Origin of the sequence: uncultured Parasphingorhabdus sp. (genome assembly GCF_963975735.1) — a bacterium.
GTDB lineage: Bacteria > Pseudomonadota > Alphaproteobacteria > Sphingomonadales > Sphingomonadaceae > Parasphingorhabdus.
In genome coordinates this window covers 1-20,081 of the sequence record NZ_CAXBIA010000027.1, presented here as the reverse complement: position 1 = coordinate 20,081, position 20,081 = coordinate 1, and the positions used below count along the sequence as shown (strand labels likewise).

The following is a 20,081-nucleotide window of genomic DNA, read 5'->3' as shown; positions in this document are numbered from 1 at the left end:
ATAATAAATGGAACCGTCAAGCCGCATAATACGCGGCCCCCAGCTCTCGCTTACCCCGCAGTATATCAAACGACCCGAAGGCTCGGCTCTGGAACGATGCCCGCATCATTCGCCGCCTGCGCCAGATTCAAATCCTAACCTCGCAACGTCGTCCCAAAACGACTGTGGTTGAGACTTATAAGACCGGCAAGAAAGGTCCTAAAAACTGACTATCGTCTTGCTGAAACATAAGAAGCCGACGAGACTCCATTGAGTCTCGGCGGCTTTGTCGTCAAGAAAAACAAATGATGATATCGCCTAATTCCATTCCGGACTTGATGCATTATCTAGCAAAATTCGGGATCAAATTAGAGGTTAACTCATTGAAAATAAACAACTGCTAAAACACCTCCGAGTTGACTAGCCCAGATCCGCCTTGATAAACTCCGCAGCCCGTTCGCCGATCACGATGCTCGTCGCGTTGGTATTGCCGCTGATGATTTCCGGCATGATCGAGGCGTCGGCGATATAAAGACCGTCCAGCCCCTTGAACTTCAGACGCGGGTCGACGACCGCGGCGTCGTCTGGACCCATGCGGCAGGTGCCGACGGGGTGATAGACGGTATCGGCACGGTCACGGATCAGCGCGTCCAGTTCCGCATCATCATCCATGTTGATCGGATGCCGGTCGGTCGGTGAATATTCGGTCAGCGGCGGGCTTTCCAATATCCGTTTCATATGCCGCACACCCTTGCGCAAGGTCGCGATATCACGATCATCATCGAGGAAGTTAGGGTCGATCGACGGCTGCGCTTGTGGATCGTCATTATTGAGCCGTACCGTGCCTTTGCTATGCGGGCGCAGGACACAGGCGTGGCAGCTGAAGCCGTGACCCTTGACCTGCTCGCGGCCGTGATCCTCGAGCATCGCTGGCACGAAATGATATTGGATATCGGGGGCTGGCACCTCCGGACCGCTGCTCCAGAACCCGCCCGCTTCGGCATAAGGTGTGGTCATGATCCCGGTGCGTTTGATCCGATGTTGGAGTATTGCCTTGGCCATGCGGACGGTGCCTTCGAGAGAATCGCCGATCAGTTCCTTGGACTCGGTCTGATAGCCGGATACAAAGTCGATATGATCCTTGAGGTTCGCGCCGACTTCGGGCTTGTCGAGCACGATGTCGACACCCTTGTCCTTGAGATGGGCTGCTGGACCGATGCCGGAGAGTTGCAGGATATGGGGTGACCCGAAGGCTCCGGCGGAGAGGACAACCGCAGCGCGCGCGTTGATCGTTTCGCTGCCAGACCCTCGCCTGATCTGCACGCCGGTGACGCGCCCGTCTTTGACAACCAGTTTCTCGACCAGTGACTTTGTCTTTATCGTCAGATTCGGGCGAGACCGTGCCGGCTCGACATAGGCGCGCGCGGCGGACCAGCGTTCGCCGTCTTTCTGGGTCACCTGGTACATGCCCATGCCTTCCTGCTTCTCGCCATTGAAGTCATCGAGAATCGGCAGTTGCAGATTGCGCGCCGCTTCGACGAAGGCAAGGCTGCCCGGGTTGGGCCATTTCTGGTCGGACACGGAAAGCGGTCCGTCGCCGCCGTGATAATCATTACCGCCGCGTTCGTTGCTTTCGGATTTCTTGAAATAGGGCAGGATATCGTCATAGGACCAGCCGTCGCAGCCGAGGGCCGCCCAATTGTCATAATCCCATTTGTTGCCGCGGATATAGACCATCGCGTTGATCGCGCTGGAACCGCCCAAGCCGCGTCCGCGCGGCTGATATCCGGTGCGGCCGTTGAGGCCCTTTTGCGGGACCGTATCGAACTTCCAGTTGGCATTTTTCAGCAGGAACGGCATCATTCCCGGCGTTTTGACCAGGAGATTATTATTTCGTCCGCCAGCCTCGATCAGGCATACCGAACGCTTTCCGTCTTCGCTCAGCCGTCCGGCGACTGCACTGCCGGCGGAACCGCCGCCGATGACGATGATGTCAAATTCTGCCATATTCCTGTTACTCCCCATCTGCGCTTTTTGCGCATTTTGGGGAGGCTATATTGTAAAGCACCGGCTGTGCACAGTGCAAATAATCCAACTATCGCGCCGCCGATCATGTCGATCAGATAATGGGTCCCTTCGACCGGTGTGGAAAGCAGCATAGCGCCATTTATCACCAGCAACGGCCAGCGGAGATAGGGGCATTGCCAGGCCATGGCGATATAGATGACGGCTGCGGCAGTATGGAAGCTGGGAGCACAAACCAGTCCCTGAAGCGCACCCAGATCAACGCTGCCCAGCAGATTGTCCCGTAACAGCGGAATTAATTCCGCCTGATAGAGGGCGCTGGTTGGCATGTACGGAACCGGCCCTTGCCATATATAGGCAAGCGGACCGACCGCCGGAAAGGCGAGGAATGCCAGCATGGTAATCACCGCGGCCAGCCAGAAGCTGAACAGGAAAAGTTGCGCGCGGGCGCGTTCGCCGCTGATCGCGAGACCGCCGAGCAGCAGCACCGGTGACATATAGATATTGGCATAGGCCAGACTTCCGGCCGATTGCAGCCATGGGTTGTTGACGACCAGCAAATACCAATCCACCCATTGGAAGCCCAGAAATGCGTCGATACGGGCCAGTGCCGGGTCGACAAATCCGCTGGTTGCTGCGGCGACAGGATAGGTCGCGGTTGCACCCAGCAGGCTGATGAACAGAAAGAAGCCGACATATTCGAAAAAATCGCGGGCGATCCGCTGCCATCCGGTCGCATGATCTCGCAACCTATAGCGAGTGGTTACGAGCAGCAGCAGCAGCAGAAAATATTTGCCATTGCTGGCTTTGAGAAAGTCCAGGTCGAGACCGGCCCATCCCATCATGGCGATGACGATCAGCAGGCTACAGGCGAGCAAACCCAAAATCCAGCTGGTCGGTACAATGCGGGTGATCAAAGCCTGCCGGTCGGTGTGAATGTCCTGGATAGCGCTCATGTCCATGAGCGGAACCCTCGGTACAATATCGCAGCAAGACAGGTTCGAATATTGGCCAGCCCGCGACGAACGCGGCTGGATCCCTCCGAAAATTGCAAAATGGTTCCAATGCGCGACCCGCGTGCGAATCATGCACGACTGGAAGGGACCCCAACCCCTCTATCGCGCGCTTGCGCTCTTTTTCAGACAAAGGATAGCGGCAAATTCGCGGCGTTCGATAAAGCTAGATTTTCTCGTTTTGCATCCAGCGTTGCTTGATCATCTCGCTGCTTTCGCGGCTTCCGTCATGGCTCCAGCCAGGCGGCTTGATCAGATAGTTCCACTTGTGCCGCCATGGCGCGGACCACAAGTCCTTGGCAATGCCGATCCATTCGTGGAAGGCAGCCCAGAAAAGGTTAAAGCTTTCTAGATTCTTGATGATGCCATATTGAATTTTTTCCGCATCGGTTTCCGGTTCATAGGTGCCGAACATCTTGTCCCAGATGATGAACACACCGGCATAATTGCGGTCGAGATAGCGCGGGTTGGTCGCGTGATGGACGCGGTGGTGCGACGGCGTGTTCATCACCGCTTCGAACCATTTCGGCATCCGGTCAATCGCTTCGGTGTGGATCCAATATTGATAGATCAGGTTCAGCCCCGAGAGGAAGAAAACCAGCGCCGGAGGAATGCCGAGGAAAAACAGCGGCATCGAAAACAGGAAGCTGAGAGCGAAAAAACCGGTCCAGGTCTGCCGCAGTGCCGTAGTCAGATTATAATGCTGGCTGCTGTGATGGATGACATGCGCTGCCCAGAACCAGCGGACGCGATGCGCCGTGCGGTGAAACCAGTAATAGGCAAAATCGTCGAGCACGAAGGCCAGTGGTGCAAGCCAGAGCAGCGTCTTCCAGTCCAGCTCGATATCGATGATTCTATGCTCGTAAACCCACAGGCTCAGCGCCAGGACAAGGCCACCGGTCAGGATGCCGGCGACCAAGCTCCCCATTCCCAGCGCCAGCGAGGTGAAAGCATCCTTGGTCTCGTAGCGAATCTTCGCGTTTTTCCGGCTCCACAGCCATTCCATTGCGACCGTGATGACGAAAAAAGGAATCGCCCAGAGGGTTGGAGATGGCAGGTTTTCCATTTTCCAGACTACTTACACGAATGTTAGTGGCTGTCCAGATGCCTCAGCTAGTTCCCGGACGAAAGCGCGTCGACCATCGCCCGGACCGGAGTAATATCATAGCCCGCGTTACCGGCAAGCCGGGAGATTTCGTCCGCTTCGACACCCTGTTTCGCCTGCGCCAGCGCCCACAGCAATGTGGATCGCGTGCCGGAACGGCAATAGGCGAGGATCTTGTCACCATCGGCGAGCGCCGCGATCATTGCATCGACCTGCGGTCCCGAAAAGCCGCTGTGGGTTATCGGAATTGCGATATATTTCATGCCCGCTTCCCGCGCAGCCGCTTCGATATCGGCACTCTGAGGAGCAGACGGATCCTCGCCATCGGGGCGATTGTTGATGATCAGGGTCACGCCTTCGGCCTTGGCTGCAGCAACATCTTCAAGACTGATTTGCGGTGCCACGCTTATATTGTCGTTAATTTTCCGGAACATGCTCTGGGTCTCCTCTGTAGGAATGGGCGTATCGGTTGCGGTTGCCGCGCTACAGCCGATCAAGGCTATTGGTAATAAGGCGGGCAGAAATCTCATATATTGGCCTAGGCTGCTTCGGTCACTTCGCGGATCACCGCCAGAAACGCGTCGCCATGTTTCTCCAGCTTCGCCGCGCCAACGCCGGGCAATTCGCTGAGCGCCGACAGGCTGTCCGGTTTCAGGCCGGTCATATCACGCAGCACACTGTCGTGGAAGATCACATAAGGCGGGACGCCCAGTTCCTTGGCCAGTTCCATGCGCTTCTTGCGCAATGCCTCGAACAAGGGGTCGCCAAACGGGTTGGGCGAGGCGCTGGCACCGCGTCGTTTTCGCGAAGTCCGTTTCGGCGGTTCGACAATCGCGATTTCCTGCTCGCCCTTGAGAATTTTCCGCGCTTCGGGACCGAACATCAGGCCGCCATGATCGGTGTTGCGCAGCGCGTCGCGCAGCAACAGCGACCGCGATACCGGCTTGATCAGAGCGGCTTCCTCTTCACCGACAATGTCGAAGACCGAAAGCTGGTCATGACCGCGGGCGAGGATTTTTTCGTCCTGTCGTCCGGTCAGCACCGCCTCGAGATGGGTGACGCCGAAACTCTGTCCGGTGCGATAGACGGCGGACAGGAATTTCCGCGCCAGTTCGGTCACGTTGCGGGTTTCCGGAGCGTTCAGGCAATTGTCGCAATTGCCGCATTGGTCGGCCGGATGCTCGCCAAAATGCCGGAGGAGAATTGCGCGGCGGCATCCCGGAGTTTCGACCAGACCGCCCAAGGCGGCGAGCCTTGTCCGCTCGCTCTCCAGTCGGGTCTCGTCGATCTCGCCAAGCCGCTGTCGCGCTCTGGCGAAATCTTCCGCGCCCCAGAACATATGCGCTTCGGCGGGATCGCCATCGCGGCCGGCACGGCCGGTTTCCTGATAATAAGCCTCGATCGACTTGGGCAGGCCGGCATGGGCGACAAAGCGGACATCCGGCTTGTCGATCCCCATGCCGAAAGCAATGGTGGCGACCATCACCATATCCTCGGAAGCGACAAAATCATGCTGGTTCTGCTGACGAACTTCTGGCGGCAAGCCAGCGTGATAGGCGCGGGCGCTGCGTCCGGTGGCGGCGATCTGGCTGGCCATTTTCTCGGTGGCGGCGCGGGTCTGTGCGTAAACAATCCCGGGTCCAGGAATACGATCGACCAGATCACCGACTTGCCGTGCCAGGCCGCTGCGCGGGCTCATGCTGTAGCGGATATTGGGCCGGTCAAAACCGGCGAGGATCAGGCCGTCTTGTTCGATTCCCAGCTGCACCAATATATCGTCGCGGGTATGCGCATCGGCAGTGGCGGTCAGCGCCAACCGTGGCACCGAGCCGAAATGGTCGAGCAGCGGGCGGAGCAATCGATAGTCGGGCCGGAAGTCATGGCCCCATTCGGAAACGCAATGCGCTTCGTCGATAGCGAAGAGCGAAATGTCTGTCTGTTCCAGCAATTCGCGAAAATGCGATTGGGACGCGCGTTCCGGCGCGGCGTAGAGCAGGTCCAGTTCGCCGGCCTTCAGACGGGCGATGGTCTCGGCGCGATTGTCGTCGGCCGAGGTGAGGGTGGCTGCCCTGATCCCCACCGCCTCGGCGCTGCGCAACTGGTCGTGCATCAGCGCGATCAGCGGCGATATCACGATGGTGGTGCCCTTGTTGGCGATGGCGGGTAGCTGGTAGCAGAGCGATTTACCCGAGCCGGTCGGCATGACCGCGAGCGTATTCTGTTTCGCCATCACGCGCTGCAGCACATCCGCCTGCATGCCGCGAAAGCTGCTGAAGCCGAATGTGGATTTGAGCAAGGGAAGGAGGGCTTCGGTCATATTCTAGTCCCTAGCCAGAGACGGCGTTGCGCGAAACCGGAAAAGCGAGAATTGACCGAAAATGTAATCCGCGCGGACGGTCACGCCTTCTCCCGCTGGTCCTCTGCCTGCCGCTTCCACATATCTGCATAGAGGCCGCGTTTAACCAGCAACTGCCGGTGGCTACCCCGTTCCGCGATGCGGCCTTCGTCGAGCACGATGATTTCATCGGCATGCGTGATCGTCGACAACCGGTGCGCGATGATCAAGGTGGTCCGCCGCTCCGATATCTTGGCGAGCGTCGCCTGGATTTCGTCCTCGGTACGGCTGTCGAGCGCCGAGGTCGCTTCGTCCAATATCAGCACCGGCGGATTTTTCAGCAAGGTTCGGGCAATTGCGACGCGCTGCTTCTCGCCGCCGGACAATTTCAATCCGCGCTCGCCGACCTGGGTGTCATAGCCATCGGGAAGCTTGGCGATAAATCCATCCAGCGCCGCCCCGCGCGCTGCTTCCTCGATTTCCGCCTGGGTTGCCCCTTCGCGGCCATAGCCGATATTATAGCCGATGCTGTCGTTGAACAGGACGCTGTCTTGCGGGACGATACCAATCGCGCCACGCAAGCTGTGCTGGGTGACTTCGGCTATGTCCTGACCGTCGATCAATATGCGTCCCGCTTGCGGGTCATAGAATCGGAACAGCAATCGCGCGATCGTCGACTTGCCGGCACCGGACGGCCCGACAATGGCGAGCGTTCCGTCAGCCGGAACTTCAAAATCGAGCCCGTGCAATATCTGGCGATCATCGTCATAGTTGAACACGACATTTTCGAACCGCACTGTGCCGTCGGAAACCTGCAAAGCTTTCGCGCCCGGCTTGTCGACAACCTCCTGTTTGGTGTCGATCAGCTTGAACATCGCATCCATGTCGACCAGACCCTGACGGATGGTGCGATAGACCATGCCGAGCAGATCGAGCGGCCGGAACAGCTGCATCAGCAGCGCATTGACCAGCACCAGATCACCAACCGTCAGTTCACCCTGTTTCCAGCCGTAAACGCTGAACGCCATCGCTCCGATCATCGCCAGATTGGTGATGATCGACTGTCCGATATTCAGCAAGCCAAGCGAGTTTTCCGATTTGACCGCAGCGGCTGCCCAGTCGCGCATGGCCTTGTCATAGCGGTCGGCCTCGCGCTTTTCGGCAGTGAAATATTTGACCGTCTCGTAGTTGAGCAGGGCATCGACAGACCGGCCAATCACTCTTGTATCCATATCATTCATCTTCGCCCGTAGAGCGTTGCGCCAGTCGGTGACCTTGCGGGTGAAGGAGATGTAGATCGCGACCATCGCCATCGTCGCGGCGACTAGGCCGAAGCCGAATTTGATCTGGAAAATGACCAGTACGGCGGTCAGTTCTACGATCGTCGGAGCAATGTTGAACAGCAGGAAATAGAGCATGATGTCGATGCTCTTGGTTCCGCGCTCGATGACCTTGGTAACTTCACCGGTGCGGCGGCCAAGGTGAAAGCGCAGCGATAGACTGTGGAGATGGGTAAAAACATTGGTCGCGAGGCGTCTTGCGGCTTGCTGACCGACTTTTTCAAAGACAATGTTCCGCAGGTTATCGAACATCACCTGCCCGAAGCGCGCCAGTCCGTAAGCAGCAACCAGCGCGAGCAACACGGTCAGTTCGGTGTCGAGATCATCGCCCGACATGCCATCGATAACCGCCTTGTACAGGAAAGGCATCGTCAGGATCGCCGCCTTGGCACAAAGCACGAGGAAACCGGCGACGATGATTCTCATCCGCAAACCCGGCTCACCCGCAGGCCAGAGATAGGGTAGGAAACGCTTGAGCGTAGGAATCATCGGCGGGTCAATCTGACCCTGGGTAGCATAATCAGGTGGCATGGGGCCGGATGTAGGGCGAGCGGCGCAGAAAGTCTATCTGGCTAAATTTTCTTGTCGAGCGGTGCGTCTAAAAACTGCCGCTGACCTTCAGCCGACAGATCAGGCCGAATTCGCGTTTGCGGTCCTCGACAAAGGCGATCGGACCGTCGCGCCTGTTTTCATAGACCGTGCGGGCAAATTGTTCGCTGCGCCCGAAAAGATTGCCCAGATTGGCTTGTACGGTCAGACCGAACACATCCTTATGTTCCACGAATATCCAGCTATAGGGAGCGCCGGTGCGAAAGCGGTTGCTCTGGTCGAGGCGCAGAAATCTGGAATAGCGGAAGTCCTCTATACCGGCCCCCCATGCCCAATTGCTTCCCGGCACATCGTGACGGAAATTGGCCTCATAAGTGAATATCTTGTCGTCATTGATCCGGCGCGAGACGCCGGTCACGGGATCGTTCAGCGAACTTTTCCGGATTTCTCCTTCAAAATCAAGCTTGGCTCCGGCCCAGCCGATCGGGTCAAACAATATGCTGGTCAGCAGTTCCACGCCATAGCTGGTCGCGCTGTCGAGATTGCCACGGGCTTCGGTGGTTGCCGTGATCGGAATGGAATCGACTATATCACTGAATTTTTCGCCGTAAATATTGACGGTCATCGAACCCCATGGCCCAAGTTTCCGGGTCGCTTCCAGTTCGGCCCGCCAGCTTTGCGGCGGCACCAGTTCCGGGTTTCCTGCATTCCCGTTATTCTGGGACACATCCACGGATTCGACAAAATCAAAGAAATTCAGCTGGCCGACCGACCGTTCCAGTTTCAGGCTGATGTCCAGATCATCTTGAGGCCGCCAGGCAAGCGATAGCGATCCCTTCGGTCGGATGAAAGACCTGCTCTGGCCCGCTGCGCCGCTCTGGCTGATCTTGCTATATTCGCCACCCAGTGTCGCCTGAAGGCTCAGGTTTTCCAACAGGGGGCGTCCGTAGGAGCCTATGAATTCACCGCGATATTCGGTGACTTTGCTATTGGCATTGGTCAAGGCAACCGGCTGGAAAATGCCCTGGGTATCGAGCACCGCTAGACTGCCCTCATTGTCCAGGAAATTATAGGCACCCTCGAGACTGAAGCCCCAATCCGTGCCGCCCTTCGTCTTCCAGCCATATTCGGCCCGGAATATTGACTCGCCTTCGTCGGTCACGCGGTCAAACCGGCTACCGTTCGGGGGCGTAACACCATCGGTGAATGTCTGGCCGAAAAAGTCGCTGACCGGGCTATGTTCAAATCGCTGCAAGCCAATGAGCTTCAGTCGCCCTCCGCCGAGAGCGAAATCATAGTCGGCGCTGAGTTCCGCATTCCATTCATTCTCGCGGCTGTCGTAGAGTTCGAAAATATCGGGCTGACCGATCTGAGTACGATCTGTGGCAACCGATTCACGCCGCCGAAATATTTGGTAGGCGCCATTGATATTGAACACAGACCCGGCTGCGCTGGTACGGTTATAGGATGCGCTCAGCTTTGGTAGATCCTGACGATAGCGGGCAATTTCGTCACGCTCGAACAGCAGGTCGCCAAAGCGGCCTGTAACTTGTTCCGGCCCCTCGACACCGTTGCGCGCAGCATCATTCTCGATCGCGAGGGTGAAGTCTCCCTTGCCGAGCTTGCCGCTGATAGAAGCTTCGCCTGCAAACCAGTTGTTGCCCGAGCGCCGCCATTGAGGCTCCCATTTGAAATTGCCGCTGAGGCCGCTTGTTTCGTTCGTGTCGGTTACGAGATTGAGTACCTGACCTGAAAGGCCGGAAATGCTAAGCGTTGCGCCGTCAACGATTTCGACCCGCAGTACATTAGCAGCGGAAATTCGGCCCAGGAAAGTGAATGCGTCGCTATTCTTGCCCGAGATGCGCGCGCCGTTGATCAGGACATTTTCGTCCGCCTGACCCAGGCCGCGCTCGTCATCGTCTCCGGTGTCGATGGTGAACCCCGGCACCTGGCTGACAATATCGAGCGCGGTGCGGGGATTGAAGCGGGCAAATTGCGTCGCGTCATATATCTGCCGGCCATTTTCGGTGCGCGGCTGCAAGGAGGACAGGGACGCTGTCTGGGCATGTGCTGCAATGGGGAACAGGCTGGATGCGGTCATCGCACTCATGGCAATGCCGGTTAGAATCCGTATTCTGTTGGTCAATATATCCCTCCCCAGGGCGTTTTGTTCTGGAATTAGGCGCTGCTATGTCCAAATGGTTGCAGCCGATACCGGCTTTCGATAAACTACACCCGTAGTCGGATAAACGACATAGGTTATTTCAAGCGTTAAGCCGTTCAAACTTAATGTTTGTTGAAAAATAGTACCCAGGCCGCCGCGCAATTGGCGAGCGTATAGACGAAATAGAAGATCACGGCGGTGAGCATACCCATGTCGGCAAAAATCATCGCTGACAGGAGCATGAAGAACTCCAGAATATAGCTACCATGAGGACCAAGTATCTTCCGGAAACCGCCCCGTGCTTCGGCAATGATGGGATGGTTACTCTCCAACATAGCCTTGTGCATCGCGAAATTGCCGATGCCGCAGAGGAAGATGACGAAAATATACATGGCTTCAATATAAACGCATTTGTCCTCATTGTCATTTGGTCAGAAAAATAATCGTCCAGCGGGAGATGAAATGGACTTTGCATGGAATTTGCCAACATGGAGTGCTGGTGCGGCGACCTACTCGCTAACAACGCCGGTTCCGAGAGGGTGGCCGGACATTCTTGTCCTCGGCAAGCGTTTCAAAGCCAACAGCCGGCCATTTTGGTAAAAATATACAGGAATAGTTCAACTTGATGGCGCCCTGTTACGATCAATTTAACCATTTTAAACGAATGTAAAATCCTCCCAATCTAGGATTCAGAAGTGGCGAAAGGTTTTTTACACGCATTTTCCAACGAATCCGCCATAAGTGCGGATCCGGAAGGCGTGTCTGTAATAACATCGAATGATTATGCCCGGCGCATCGAGATTCTTGATGATTTTGAACAAGCGGGAATAAGCTGGCTATGGGCAACCGATGCAAATGGTAATTTGGTATATCTATCAGAAAAGGCAGCGGAAAATCTGAACAAGCCGATTGGCGATTTGCTGGCAGTCTCTCTGACCAGCCTGTTCGAAAATGATCCCGACAACCCGGACGAAAAATCAGACCGTCCCTTCAAATATCATCTGAGCAAGCGCAGCAAGATCAACGATTTGGTCGTCCGCCGGATACCGGACACGCTGGGTCAAAATGATCGTCCGACATGGTGGTTGATTTCCGGCCATCCGAAATTTGACGATTCGGGCAATTTCCAGGGCTATCGCGGCAATGCAAAAGATGTGTCGGTGGAATATCAACAGAAACTGGAAGATTTGCGGCTGGCGGAATTTGACTCGCTGACCGGACTTGCCAACCGTCACCGGATGGACAGTCGGCTCAACGGAATGTTGGCTGCATTCAAGGCGGCCAACCGCAGCTGCGCGATCATGATGCTTGATCTCGACCGCTTCAAACAGGTCAATGACACGATGGGCCATGCAGCCGGGGATCAATTGCTCCAGCAGGTGGCAAAGCGGATGCGTGAGATTATCGGGGATGGTGGTGAAATCGGCCGTTTAGGCGGTGATGAATTTCAAGTCATATTGCCAGATATGGATGATCGGGGAAAACTGGGCGAACTTGCCGAGAAAATCGTGCAGCTTGTGTCCAAGCCCTATCCCATTGACGACAAAAGCGCGACGATCGGAACCTCGATCGGTATCGCGATTGCGCCCTATGACGGCGTCGAGAAGGACGAACTGGTTCGCAGTTCCGATCTTGCCCTCTATGCGGCCAAAAATTCAGGCCGTGGACAATATCGTTTCTATGCCGCCAATTTGAAAAATGAGGAAGACGAGCGGCGCGTTCTGGTAGAGGATCTCCGGGACGCGCTCGCCAATGACCAGGTTGAACTGCATTATCAGCCGGTCGTCCGCACCGACGATCACATGGTCGTCGGGTTTGAGGCGCTGATGCGCTGGGTGCACCCGGAGCGGGGAGGGGTCAGTCCTTCGGTATTCATTCCGATCGCGGAAGAATTGAATCTGATCAACCAGCTGGGTGAATGGGCGCTTCGCCGTGCATGCCGCGATGCTACGCAGTGGCCGAATTCGGTTCGGGTCGCCGTCAATGTGTCAGCCGTGCAATTTGCCAATAGCGGATTTCCCGAAATCGTGATGAACGCACTGGCGTCGAGCGGGCTGGACCCGGCACGGCTGGAACTCGAATTGACCGAGAGCGTCTTCATGGGCGATAGTGAAGCCGTGGATAACACGTTCAAAATACTGAAAGAACTGGGTGTAAGATTGGCGCTGGACGACTTCGGTACCGGCTATTCGTCGCTCAGCTATCTTCGCTCGGCCCCGTTCGACAAAATCAAGGTCGACAAGAGCTTTGTCGATTCCTGCACCCAAACAGACAAGAATAGCGCCAAGATCATTGCCGCGATCGTCAGCCTGTCTGATGCTCTGGGAATGGAAACAACCGTGGAAGGTGTCGAGGCTTTTGACCAGTATAAAGTCGTGTGCTCAAAAGGTGCGCGTTATATCCAGGGCTGGATCTATTCCAAGGCCCTCAGACTGGAAGAAATCGAAGAGAAGATGGGAAGTGGGGAATTCAGGATTGAACCCGACGGGCCGGAATTATATCGCCCGGACCGGCGCACGGTGTTCCGTCGTATCGGCGCGATCCATGAAGATCATCGCTATGAGGTCGTCATGCGCGATCTTTCCAAATCAGGTGCACGGTTTGAAGGTATAGTTGGCGTTCCAGTGGGCACCGATCTGGTGCTGGACCTTGGTGCGGGACAGCTGGTTATTTGCACGGTGAGCAGGTCGAACGGTTCAGTATTGGCTGTCGAGTTTGAAACACCACTGGTCAGCGACGGCGCGGGCGGACTGTGCACGCGTCATCGGGTCTCGCCATATGATCTCTGTGTTGCGGGCATGCCGCTTGCAGCCTTGCCTCCGGGCAATTATCCGATGAAACAGGACGCATCGGCCCCGTTCAGCAAGCCCAAATTCCTGCAGGTTGCGGTTGGCGGTTCGTAGTCCAGAGAAGAGGACGCCGGCCCTCGATTCCTAAACTCCGTCTAGCAGCCCTTCTTTCCGGATTTTCTCCTGCCAGACCAATGGTGCGAGATGGTGAACGCTTTGCCCCTCGGCATCCACGGCCACCGTCACCGGCATGTCCTGTACCTCGAATTCGTAAATTGCTTCCATGCCGAGATCTTCGAAGCCGACCACTTTGGAGCCCTTGATCGCGCGCGACACCAGATAGGCGCTGCCGCCCACCGCCATCAGATAGGCGCTCTTGTGTTTCTTGATAGAGGCCACCGTATCCAGTCCGCGCTCCGCCTTGCCGACCATCGCCAGCAGGCCTTGTTCGAGCATCATGTCGGTAAACTGATCCATCCGGGTTGCCGTGGTCGGGCCAGCGGGACCGACGATTTCTTCGCCAACCGGATCGACCGGCCCAACATAATAGATCACCCGGCCTCGGAATTCGACCGGCAGCTCTTCGCCCTTGTCGAGCATGTCCTTGATTCGCTTGTGCGCGGCATCGCGGCCGGTCAGCATCTTGCCGTTAAGCAGGAGCCGGTCACCATGTTTCCATGTCGCCACTTCTGCGGCGTCAAGCTGATCCAGATGGACACGCTTGGCTTCCGACGATGGTGTCCAGTTCACGTCAGGCCATTCGTCCAGCTTCGGTGGTTCAAGATAGGCAGGGCCGCTGCCATCGAGCGTGAAATGGGCATGGCGGGTGGCCGCGCAATTGGGGATCATCGCGACCGGCTTGCCAGCAGCGTGGCAGGGCCAGTCGTTGATCTTGACGTCGAGAATGGTTGAAAGTCCGCCCAGTCCCTGCGCGCCAATGCCGAGCGCATTGACCTTGTCGAAAATCTCGATGCGCATTTCCTCGATATCATTGCGCGGACCGCGCTCCTTCAGCTGGCCCATGTCGATCGGGTCCATCAGGCTCTGCTTGGCGAGCAATACGGCGCGCTCGGCGGTGCCGCCGATACCGATGCCGAGCATGCCCGGAGGGCACCAGCCGGCCCCCATTTGCGGGATCATGTCCAGCACCCAGTCGACGATATTGTCGCTCGGGTTCATCATCTTGAACTTGGATTTATTTTCTGACCCGCCGCCCTTGGCCGCGACATCGACGGAGACCTTGTCGCCGGGAACCATCTCGACATGCAGCACAGAAGGGGTGTTGTCCTTGGTGTTGCGGCGGGTGAAGGCAGGGTCAGCGAGGATCGATGCTCGCAGCTTGTTCTCTGGATGGAGATAGGCGCGGCGCACGCCTTCATCGACAATTTCCTGCATTGATTGCGACGTGTCGTCGAGCCGGCAATCCATACCCCATTTGACGAAGACATTGACGATGCCGGTATCCTGGCAGATCGGCCGGTGGCCCTCGGCGCACATTTTCGAATTGGTCAGGATCTGCGCAATCGCATCCTTGGCAGCGGGAGATTTTTCCGCGTCATATGCTTTTCCGAGCGCCCGGATATAATCCATCGGATGATAATAAGAGATAAATTGCAGGGCATCAGCGACGCTGTCAATGAGGTCGGCGGTCTTGATGGTGGTGGTCATATTGGCTCCGGAAATCTGACGATGGTCTATGGGCATGCCTATTGGCCGAAATGGTCAGGACGGGCAAGTTTTTGTGATGCAGCATTGATTAGGGCATTTTCAGCACGGTTGACGGATTGTGCCGGTTCAATATCGCGCTTCGGATACGGGGACCCCTCGCGTTCGGGCACAAGAAGATGGAAAACCTGACTGGCGTTCATATTTCATGCTGCGATTGCGAACAATGCGCTGACGCGATACGAGCAACGAAGCGGGCAGTATCGACGACCCGCCAAGGAACCGATTCTATGCGCCCGCGCGATTTCTTACTTCTCGTCCTTATTTGTCTGATCTGGGCCTCCAACAATGTGTTGAGCAAGATCATCGTCGATGACTGGGCGGTTCCGCCGGTCTTCTACGCAGCGCTGCGCTTTGCTGTGGTAGCGCTTGTGATGCTGCCCTGGCTGTTGCCCATGCCCCGCCCGGCCTGGCGCATCTTATTGATCGGCTTGCTGATGGGCGGCGGGAATTTCGCGCTGCTGTTCATCGGTTTGAAGACAACGTCACCGTCCTCCGCTGCCATCATCCTGCAACTTGGGGTTCCCTTTACGATCCTGCTGTCGGTCTTGATGCTTGGCGAGCGTATCCATTGGCGTCGCGGCGTCGGCGTCGGGCTGACTCTGCTCGGCGTGTTGCTGGTGATATGGCGTCCCGAGGGCGTAACTTTGTCGACGGGTCTCTGGTTTGTTGCCGCCGCGGCTTTCGCGGGCTCGGCTGGCGCGGTATTGATGAAGCGCGTTGATAATGTCACGCCGTTCCGCTTTCAGGCCTGGGTCGGTCTGGTGTCGGTGATCTCGTTGACGATATGCTCGGCAATCTTCGAGCAGGGCCAATGGTCAGCTGCGATCGCTGCCGGTTGGCCGCTGGCCGCCGCCGTGCTGTTCACTGCGCTGATCGTATCGGTAGGCGCGCACTCGGCCTATTATTTCCTGATCCAGCATTACGAGGCAAATCTTCTGGCCCCGCTCACCCTGATAACGCCGTTGGCAACGATCGGTCTGGGTGTCTGGATTACCAACGACAATTTCGATCTGCGGATGGGGCTGGGTGCGGCGCTGGCGATTGGTGGCGTGTTGATTGTAGCCCTCAGGCGCAAGCCGACCACCGCGCTTCTCGTCGATCGCGAACAGCGTTAGCGGTCCGGGCAGACCCCGGGAGATAGAGGGCATCGGAAGGGCGATTTTGCCGCCGACCGGCTTTAGGTCTAGCCTGGGCTTTGAACCGAACCGCCATCCACCTGTATGGCGGTGCCTGTGATATAGCTCGCCGCTTCCGAGCCGAGGAACACTGCAAGATTGGCAATTTCTTCAGGCTGTCCAATCCGCCGAAGCGGGATCTGCGCTGCGAGGCCTTCCGAAATTTCATCAACAGTCTTCCCGGAAGCCGCAGATTGCGACTCGAAAATTTGTGTAATGCGGTCGGTATTGGTGAAGCCGGGGCAAACGGTGTTGACTAGGACATTGTCGGGACCGACTTGATTGGCCAGCGTCTTTGCCCAGCCCAGTACCGCCATGCGGATGCTGTTGGAGAGAGTCAGGCCGGGCACGGGCTGTTTCACTCCGGTCGAGGATATGTTGACGATCCGCCCCCATTTTTGCGCCTGCATATGCGGCAATACCAGACGCGTCGTCCTGACGACGGACATCAAGGTGAGTTCCACCGCCTTTGCCCAATCCGAATCGTCGAGATCAACAAACAGGCCGGGCGGCGGGCCGCCTGCGTTGTTTGCCAATATATCGATGCCGCCAAACGTCTCCGTGACCGAAGCGACAATTCGCTCGATGTCATCGGCCTTTGACACATCACCGGCGATGGCAAGGCAACCGGGCATGAGCGCGGCTGCGGCATCTAGATTGTCTTGCGAGCGACCGCAAATAGCGACCCGTGCGCCTGCTGTATGAAAGCCGCGTGCGGTGGCAAGGCCAATGCCTTTGCTGCCGGCCGTTACCAATACCGATCTGTTTTCCAGTTTAAGGTCCATGATATATTGTTGATCCGATCTGTGAGAGATGTTGAAACAGCTTTTGTAATTTGTCGCGCCAATAATTGAACTACCATATCTGGTGCAGCAAATGAGTCACCCCTCCCTGTGCATGATCGGTGGATAGATTTTAATGTAAATTTTACCATCGACTCTTGCACTTCGCGGCAGGCCTAGAAAGTCCACGCGTCGCTGCGTTGCAGCATGAATCGGCGTCCGACGAAGCGATTCATTTATACGACGAACGGAGTCGTTAATATATCATTTACCCCCTTGCATAAAATCCTGATTCAGCCACTATAGGTTGTGGTTAGGCCGAGGGGGCACACCAACTTATAGTATTAGTCGTCTGAAACACCGACTCGGTGGACAGCTCCCTTTGTGCCGAATGCAACCATATTTATGGGTTTTCGGGCAGGAAAATAAATGCCCGTCCGGGTGTTAAAACTGTTAGGATTGCAGCTTCGGCTCGAATCGAACAAGACAGGAACAAATGCCCGCAACAAATAGAGGTGAGCAATCGGCCGATAGGTCGTTGTGATCGTTGAATTAGTAGAGTGACTTTAGGGGGCTTTGATGGATTTTAGAGACAACCGCGACAACGAGAATGTGACTGGAACAGATGTGAGTGAGAGTGAAATGGGCGCGGAAGTATTGGACACGCCAAAAGGCAAAGCTGAAAAGGCAATGCCGAAAAGCGAACCGGAAGTTAGCAAAAAGGCCGCAGCAGAAGCTGCCTCGGCCAAGGCTAATGATGAAAAGGAACTGAAGGCCGAGCGTGACAGCCACAGCGTTGAAAAACGCCGTTTCAAGATCACGCAGGATGACAGTCGCGACGCATTGCTGACCGATTTCGGCAAGGAAACGCTCAACGACCGTTATCTGTTGCCCGGCGAATCCTATCAGGATCTGTTTGCTCGCGTCGCCGACGCTTATGCCGATGATCAGGATCATGCCCAGCGGCTTTATGATGCCATCTCCAAGCTCTGGTTCATGCCGGCGACACCTGTGCTGTCCAACGGCGGCACCGGTCGCGGTCTGCCGATCAGCTGCTATCTCAACAGTGTCGATGACAGCCTCGGCGGTATCGTCAACACCTGGAACGAGAATGTCTGGCTCGCATCGCGCGGCGGCGGCATCGGCACCTATTGGGGCAGCGTTCGCGGTATCGGCGAGCCTGTCGGCCTCAACGGCAAGACATCGGGCATCATTCCGTTCGTCCGCGTGATGGACAGCCTTACCCTGGCCATTTCGCAGGGGTCTTTGCGTCGCGGTTCGGCGGCTTGCTATCTCGACGTCAACCATCCGGAAATCGAAGAATTTCTCGAAATCAGAAAGCCTTCCGGCGACTTTAACCGGAAAGCCCTGAACCTGCATCACGGCGTATTGCTGACCGACGAATTCATGGAAGCGGTCCGCGACGGCGCAGAATTCAATCTCAAATCGCCGAAAGACGGTTCGGTCCGCGGCACTGTTGACGCGCGCAGCCTGTTCCAGAAGCTGGTCGAGACACGGCTGGCCACCGGCGAGCCCTATATCATCTTCAGCGACACGGTGAACCGGATGATGCCCAAGCATCACCGCGATCTGGGTCTCAAGGTTTCAACCTCCAATCTTTGTTCAGAGATCACACTGCCCACGGGTCGCGATCACCTTGGCGAGGACAGGACCGCAGTGTGTTGCCTGTCCTCGCTTAATCTCGAGAAATGGGACGAGTGGTCGGTCGAGAAGGGCTTTATCGAGGACGTCATGCGCTTCCTCGACAATGTCCTGCAGGATTATATCGACCGCGCGCCGGAAGAAATGGCGCGGGCGAAATATAGCGCGATGCGCGAACGCAGCGTCGGTCTTGGCGTGATGGGCTATCACAGCTTCCTTCAGGCCCGCGGCCTCGGCTTCGAAAGCGCGCTGGCGAAATCGTGGAACTTCAAGATCTTCAAGCATGTTTCGGCCAAGGCGTCCGAAGCCAGCATGATGCTCGCGAAGGAACGCGGACCTTGTCCCGATGCGGCCGATCAGGGCGTGATGGAGCGGTTCAGCTGCAAGATGGCGATCGCACCGACCGCGTCGATCAGCATCATCTGCGGTGGCGCTTCGGCCTGTATCGAACCGATCCCGGCGAATATCTACACCCACAAGACGCTCTCGGGCAGCTTCGTGGTCAAGAACCCGCATCTGCTGAAATTGCTGCAGGAAAAGAGCAAGGACAGCAACAATGTCTGGAACTCGATCCTCGAGAAGGGCGGCAGTGTCCAGCATCTCGATTTCCTCAGCGCGGACGAGAAAGACACGTACAAGACCAGCTTCGAGATCGACCAGCGCTGGCTGCTGGAACTCGCGGCCGACCGTACGCCGTTTATCGATCAGGCCCAGTCGCTGAACCTGTTCATCCCGGCCGATGTCGACAAATGGGACTTGCTGATGCTCCACTTCCGCGCGTGGGAACTGGGTATCAAGTCGCTTTACTATCTGCGCTCGAAATCGATCCAGCGCGCCGGCTTTGCCGGTGGCGAAACGATCATGAGCGAAAGTGCTGGCGGCGGTGTCGAAGCGGACAATACGCTCGACCCGAAAACTGTCGAACTGATGACCACCGCCGGATCAACGGATTATGACGAATGCCTGGCCTGCCAATAAGCGGCGCGGCATAGACTTTGCCCACTGCCCCCTCCCTTTTGCTCCTTTTGGGAGGGGGTCGTTTTATTCGGACGTAAAAGAGCGCGCAGCACATCAATTGTCATCCCAGCGAAGGCTGGGATCCAGACCAAAATATGGTGTGTGAAACAAGATTGGATTAGGCCCCAGCCGACGCTGGGGTGACGAGTATAAAGCGGAGAACGAGTTAACATGTCACTTCTGGAAGCACGCAAAACCTACAAGCCCTTTGAATATCCATGGGCTTACGAGTTCTGGAAACGGCAGCAGCAGATCCACTGGATGCCGGAAGAAGTGCCATTGGGCGAGGATTGCCGTGACTGGGCGCAGAAGCTCACCGATCACGAACGCAATTTGCTGACCCAGATTTTCCGCTTCTTCACCCAGGCCGATGTCGAGGTGCAGGATTGCTATCACGACAAATATGGCCGGGTGTTCA

15 protein-coding genes are annotated in these 20,081 nt (G+C 56.6%); 4 read left to right on the top strand and 11 right to left on the bottom strand.

Going from position 1 to position 20,081, the window contains the following annotated elements; genetic code table 11:
- Positions 1-399 precede the first annotated feature (399 nt).
- The 8 genes from AACZ86_RS16160 to AACZ86_RS16125 form a co-directional block, all read right to left on the bottom strand.
- Complete coding sequence (locus AACZ86_RS16160) at positions 400-1,986, bottom strand: GMC family oxidoreductase N-terminal domain-containing protein (protein WP_339694581.1); 1,587 nt, start codon at positions 1,984-1,986, stop codon at positions 400-402.
- Complete coding sequence (locus AACZ86_RS16155; protein WP_339694576.1) at positions 1,920-2,960, bottom strand: phosphatase PAP2 family protein; 1,041 nt, start codon at positions 2,958-2,960, stop codon at positions 1,920-1,922. Before AACZ86_RS16155 ends, AACZ86_RS16160 begins: the two co-directional genes overlap by 67 nt.
- Before the next feature lie 223 nt (positions 2,961-3,183).
- Complete coding sequence (locus tag AACZ86_RS16150; protein WP_339694573.1) at positions 3,184-4,083, bottom strand: sterol desaturase family protein; 900 nt, start codon at positions 4,081-4,083, stop codon at positions 3,184-3,186.
- Positions 4,084-4,130: 47 nt separating this feature from the next.
- Positions 4,131-4,556, bottom strand: coding sequence for a TIGR01244 family sulfur transferase (locus AACZ86_RS16145; protein ID WP_339694589.1), 426 nt, complete (start codon positions 4,554-4,556; stop codon positions 4,131-4,133).
- A gap of 104 nt (positions 4,557-4,660) precedes the next feature.
- Positions 4,661-6,439 (bottom strand): DNA helicase RecQ, encoded by a 1,779-nt coding sequence (gene recQ / locus AACZ86_RS16140; protein WP_339694570.1) that lies wholly within the window; start codon positions 6,437-6,439, stop codon positions 4,661-4,663.
- An 80-nt stretch (positions 6,440-6,519) separates the two neighbouring features.
- Positions 6,520-8,328, bottom strand: coding sequence for an ABC transporter ATP-binding protein/permease (locus AACZ86_RS16135; RefSeq protein ID WP_339694567.1), 1,809 nt, complete (start codon positions 8,326-8,328; stop codon positions 6,520-6,522).
- Positions 8,329-8,395: 67 nt separating this feature from the next.
- The gene (locus tag AACZ86_RS16130; RefSeq protein WP_339694564.1) at positions 8,396-10,492 is read right to left on the bottom strand and encodes an outer membrane beta-barrel protein; all 2,097 of its coding nucleotides are present in this window, start codon (positions 10,490-10,492) and stop codon (positions 8,396-8,398) included.
- 140 nt (positions 10,493-10,632) lie between these two features.
- Positions 10,633-10,902, bottom strand: coding sequence for a hypothetical protein (locus tag AACZ86_RS16125; protein WP_339694561.1), 270 nt, complete (start codon positions 10,900-10,902; stop codon positions 10,633-10,635).
- A gap of 303 nt (positions 10,903-11,205) precedes the next feature.
- On the opposite strand from AACZ86_RS16125, the gene AACZ86_RS16120 reads away from it, so the two are divergent.
- Positions 11,206-13,413 (top strand): EAL domain-containing protein, encoded by a 2,208-nt coding sequence (locus AACZ86_RS16120; RefSeq protein WP_339694558.1) that lies wholly within the window; start codon positions 11,206-11,208, stop codon positions 13,411-13,413.
- Between the two features lie 30 nt (positions 13,414-13,443).
- On the opposite strand, the gene AACZ86_RS16115 is transcribed toward AACZ86_RS16120, so the two are convergent.
- Together AACZ86_RS16115 and AACZ86_RS16110 are read right to left on the bottom strand one after the other, a co-directional pair.
- On the bottom strand, positions 13,444-14,967 hold the full coding sequence (locus tag AACZ86_RS16115) for a fumarate hydratase (RefSeq protein ID WP_339694587.1): 1,524 nt from the start codon (positions 14,965-14,967) through the stop codon (positions 13,444-13,446).
- Positions 14,968-15,005: 38 nt separating this feature from the next.
- Positions 15,006-15,167 (bottom strand): hypothetical protein, encoded by a 162-nt coding sequence (locus AACZ86_RS16110; protein WP_339694555.1) that lies wholly within the window; start codon positions 15,165-15,167, stop codon positions 15,006-15,008.
- Positions 15,168-15,254: 87 nt separating this feature from the next.
- On the opposite strand from AACZ86_RS16110, the gene AACZ86_RS16105 reads away from it, so the two are divergent.
- Positions 15,255-16,142: a DMT family transporter gene (locus AACZ86_RS16105; protein ID WP_339694553.1), complete on the top strand. Its 888-nt coding sequence runs from the start codon at positions 15,255-15,257 to the stop codon at positions 16,140-16,142.
- Positions 16,143-16,210: 68 nt separating this feature from the next.
- Here AACZ86_RS16105 and AACZ86_RS16100 read toward each other — a convergent pair whose 3' ends face one another.
- The gene (locus AACZ86_RS16100) at positions 16,211-16,987 is read right to left on the bottom strand and encodes an SDR family oxidoreductase (protein ID WP_339694550.1); all 777 of its coding nucleotides are present in this window, start codon (positions 16,985-16,987) and stop codon (positions 16,211-16,213) included.
- 639 nt (positions 16,988-17,626) lie between these two features.
- Between AACZ86_RS16100 and AACZ86_RS16095 the strand changes: the two genes are divergently transcribed.
- Both AACZ86_RS16095 and AACZ86_RS16090 read left to right on the top strand, forming a co-directional pair.
- Positions 17,627-19,624 carry a ribonucleoside-diphosphate reductase subunit alpha gene (locus AACZ86_RS16095; protein ID WP_339694584.1) on the top strand — a complete coding sequence of 666 codons (1,998 nt, stop codon included), beginning with the start codon at positions 17,627-17,629 and terminating at the stop codon, positions 19,622-19,624.
- 210 nt (positions 19,625-19,834) lie between these two features.
- Positions 19,835-20,081 (top strand): ribonucleotide-diphosphate reductase subunit beta (locus tag AACZ86_RS16090; protein ID WP_339694547.1); only part of this gene is annotated, 247 nt, incomplete at its 3' end.

Bases quoted from the DNA above. Each gene is read 5' to 3' on its own strand.
- AACZ86_RS16160 (WP_339694581.1), bottom strand. From the start codon at position 1,986: ATGGCAGAATTTGACATCATCGTCATCGGCGGCGGTTCCGCCGGCAGT.
- AACZ86_RS16155 (WP_339694576.1), bottom strand. From the start codon at position 2,960: ATGAGCGCTATCCAGGACATTCACACCGACCGGCAGGCTTTGATCACC.
- AACZ86_RS16150 (WP_339694573.1), bottom strand. From the start codon at position 4,083: ATGGAAAACCTGCCATCTCCAACCCTCTGGGCGATTCCTTTTTTCGTC.
- AACZ86_RS16145 (WP_339694589.1), bottom strand. From the start codon at position 4,556: ATGTTCCGGAAAATTAACGACAATATAAGCGTGGCACCGCAAATCAGT.
- recQ (WP_339694570.1), bottom strand. From the start codon at position 6,439: ATGACCGAAGCCCTCCTTCCCTTGCTCAAATCCACATTCGGCTTCAGC.
- AACZ86_RS16135 (WP_339694567.1), bottom strand. From the start codon at position 8,328: ATGCCACCTGATTATGCTACCCAGGGTCAGATTGACCCGCCGATGATT.
- AACZ86_RS16125 (WP_339694561.1), bottom strand. From the start codon at position 10,902: ATGTATATTTTCGTCATCTTCCTCTGCGGCATCGGCAATTTCGCGATG.
- AACZ86_RS16115 (WP_339694587.1), bottom strand. From the start codon at position 14,967: ATGACCACCACCATCAAGACCGCCGACCTCATTGACAGCGTCGCTGAT.
- AACZ86_RS16110 (WP_339694555.1), bottom strand. From the start codon at position 15,167: ATGAACGCCAGTCAGGTTTTCCATCTTCTTGTGCCCGAACGCGAGGGG.
- AACZ86_RS16105 (WP_339694553.1), top strand. From the start codon at position 15,255: ATGCGCCCGCGCGATTTCTTACTTCTCGTCCTTATTTGTCTGATCTGG.
- AACZ86_RS16100 (WP_339694550.1), bottom strand. From the start codon at position 16,987: ATGGACCTTAAACTGGAAAACAGATCGGTATTGGTAACGGCCGGCAGC.
- AACZ86_RS16095 (WP_339694584.1), top strand. From the start codon at position 17,627: ATGGGCGCGGAAGTATTGGACACGCCAAAAGGCAAAGCTGAAAAGGCA.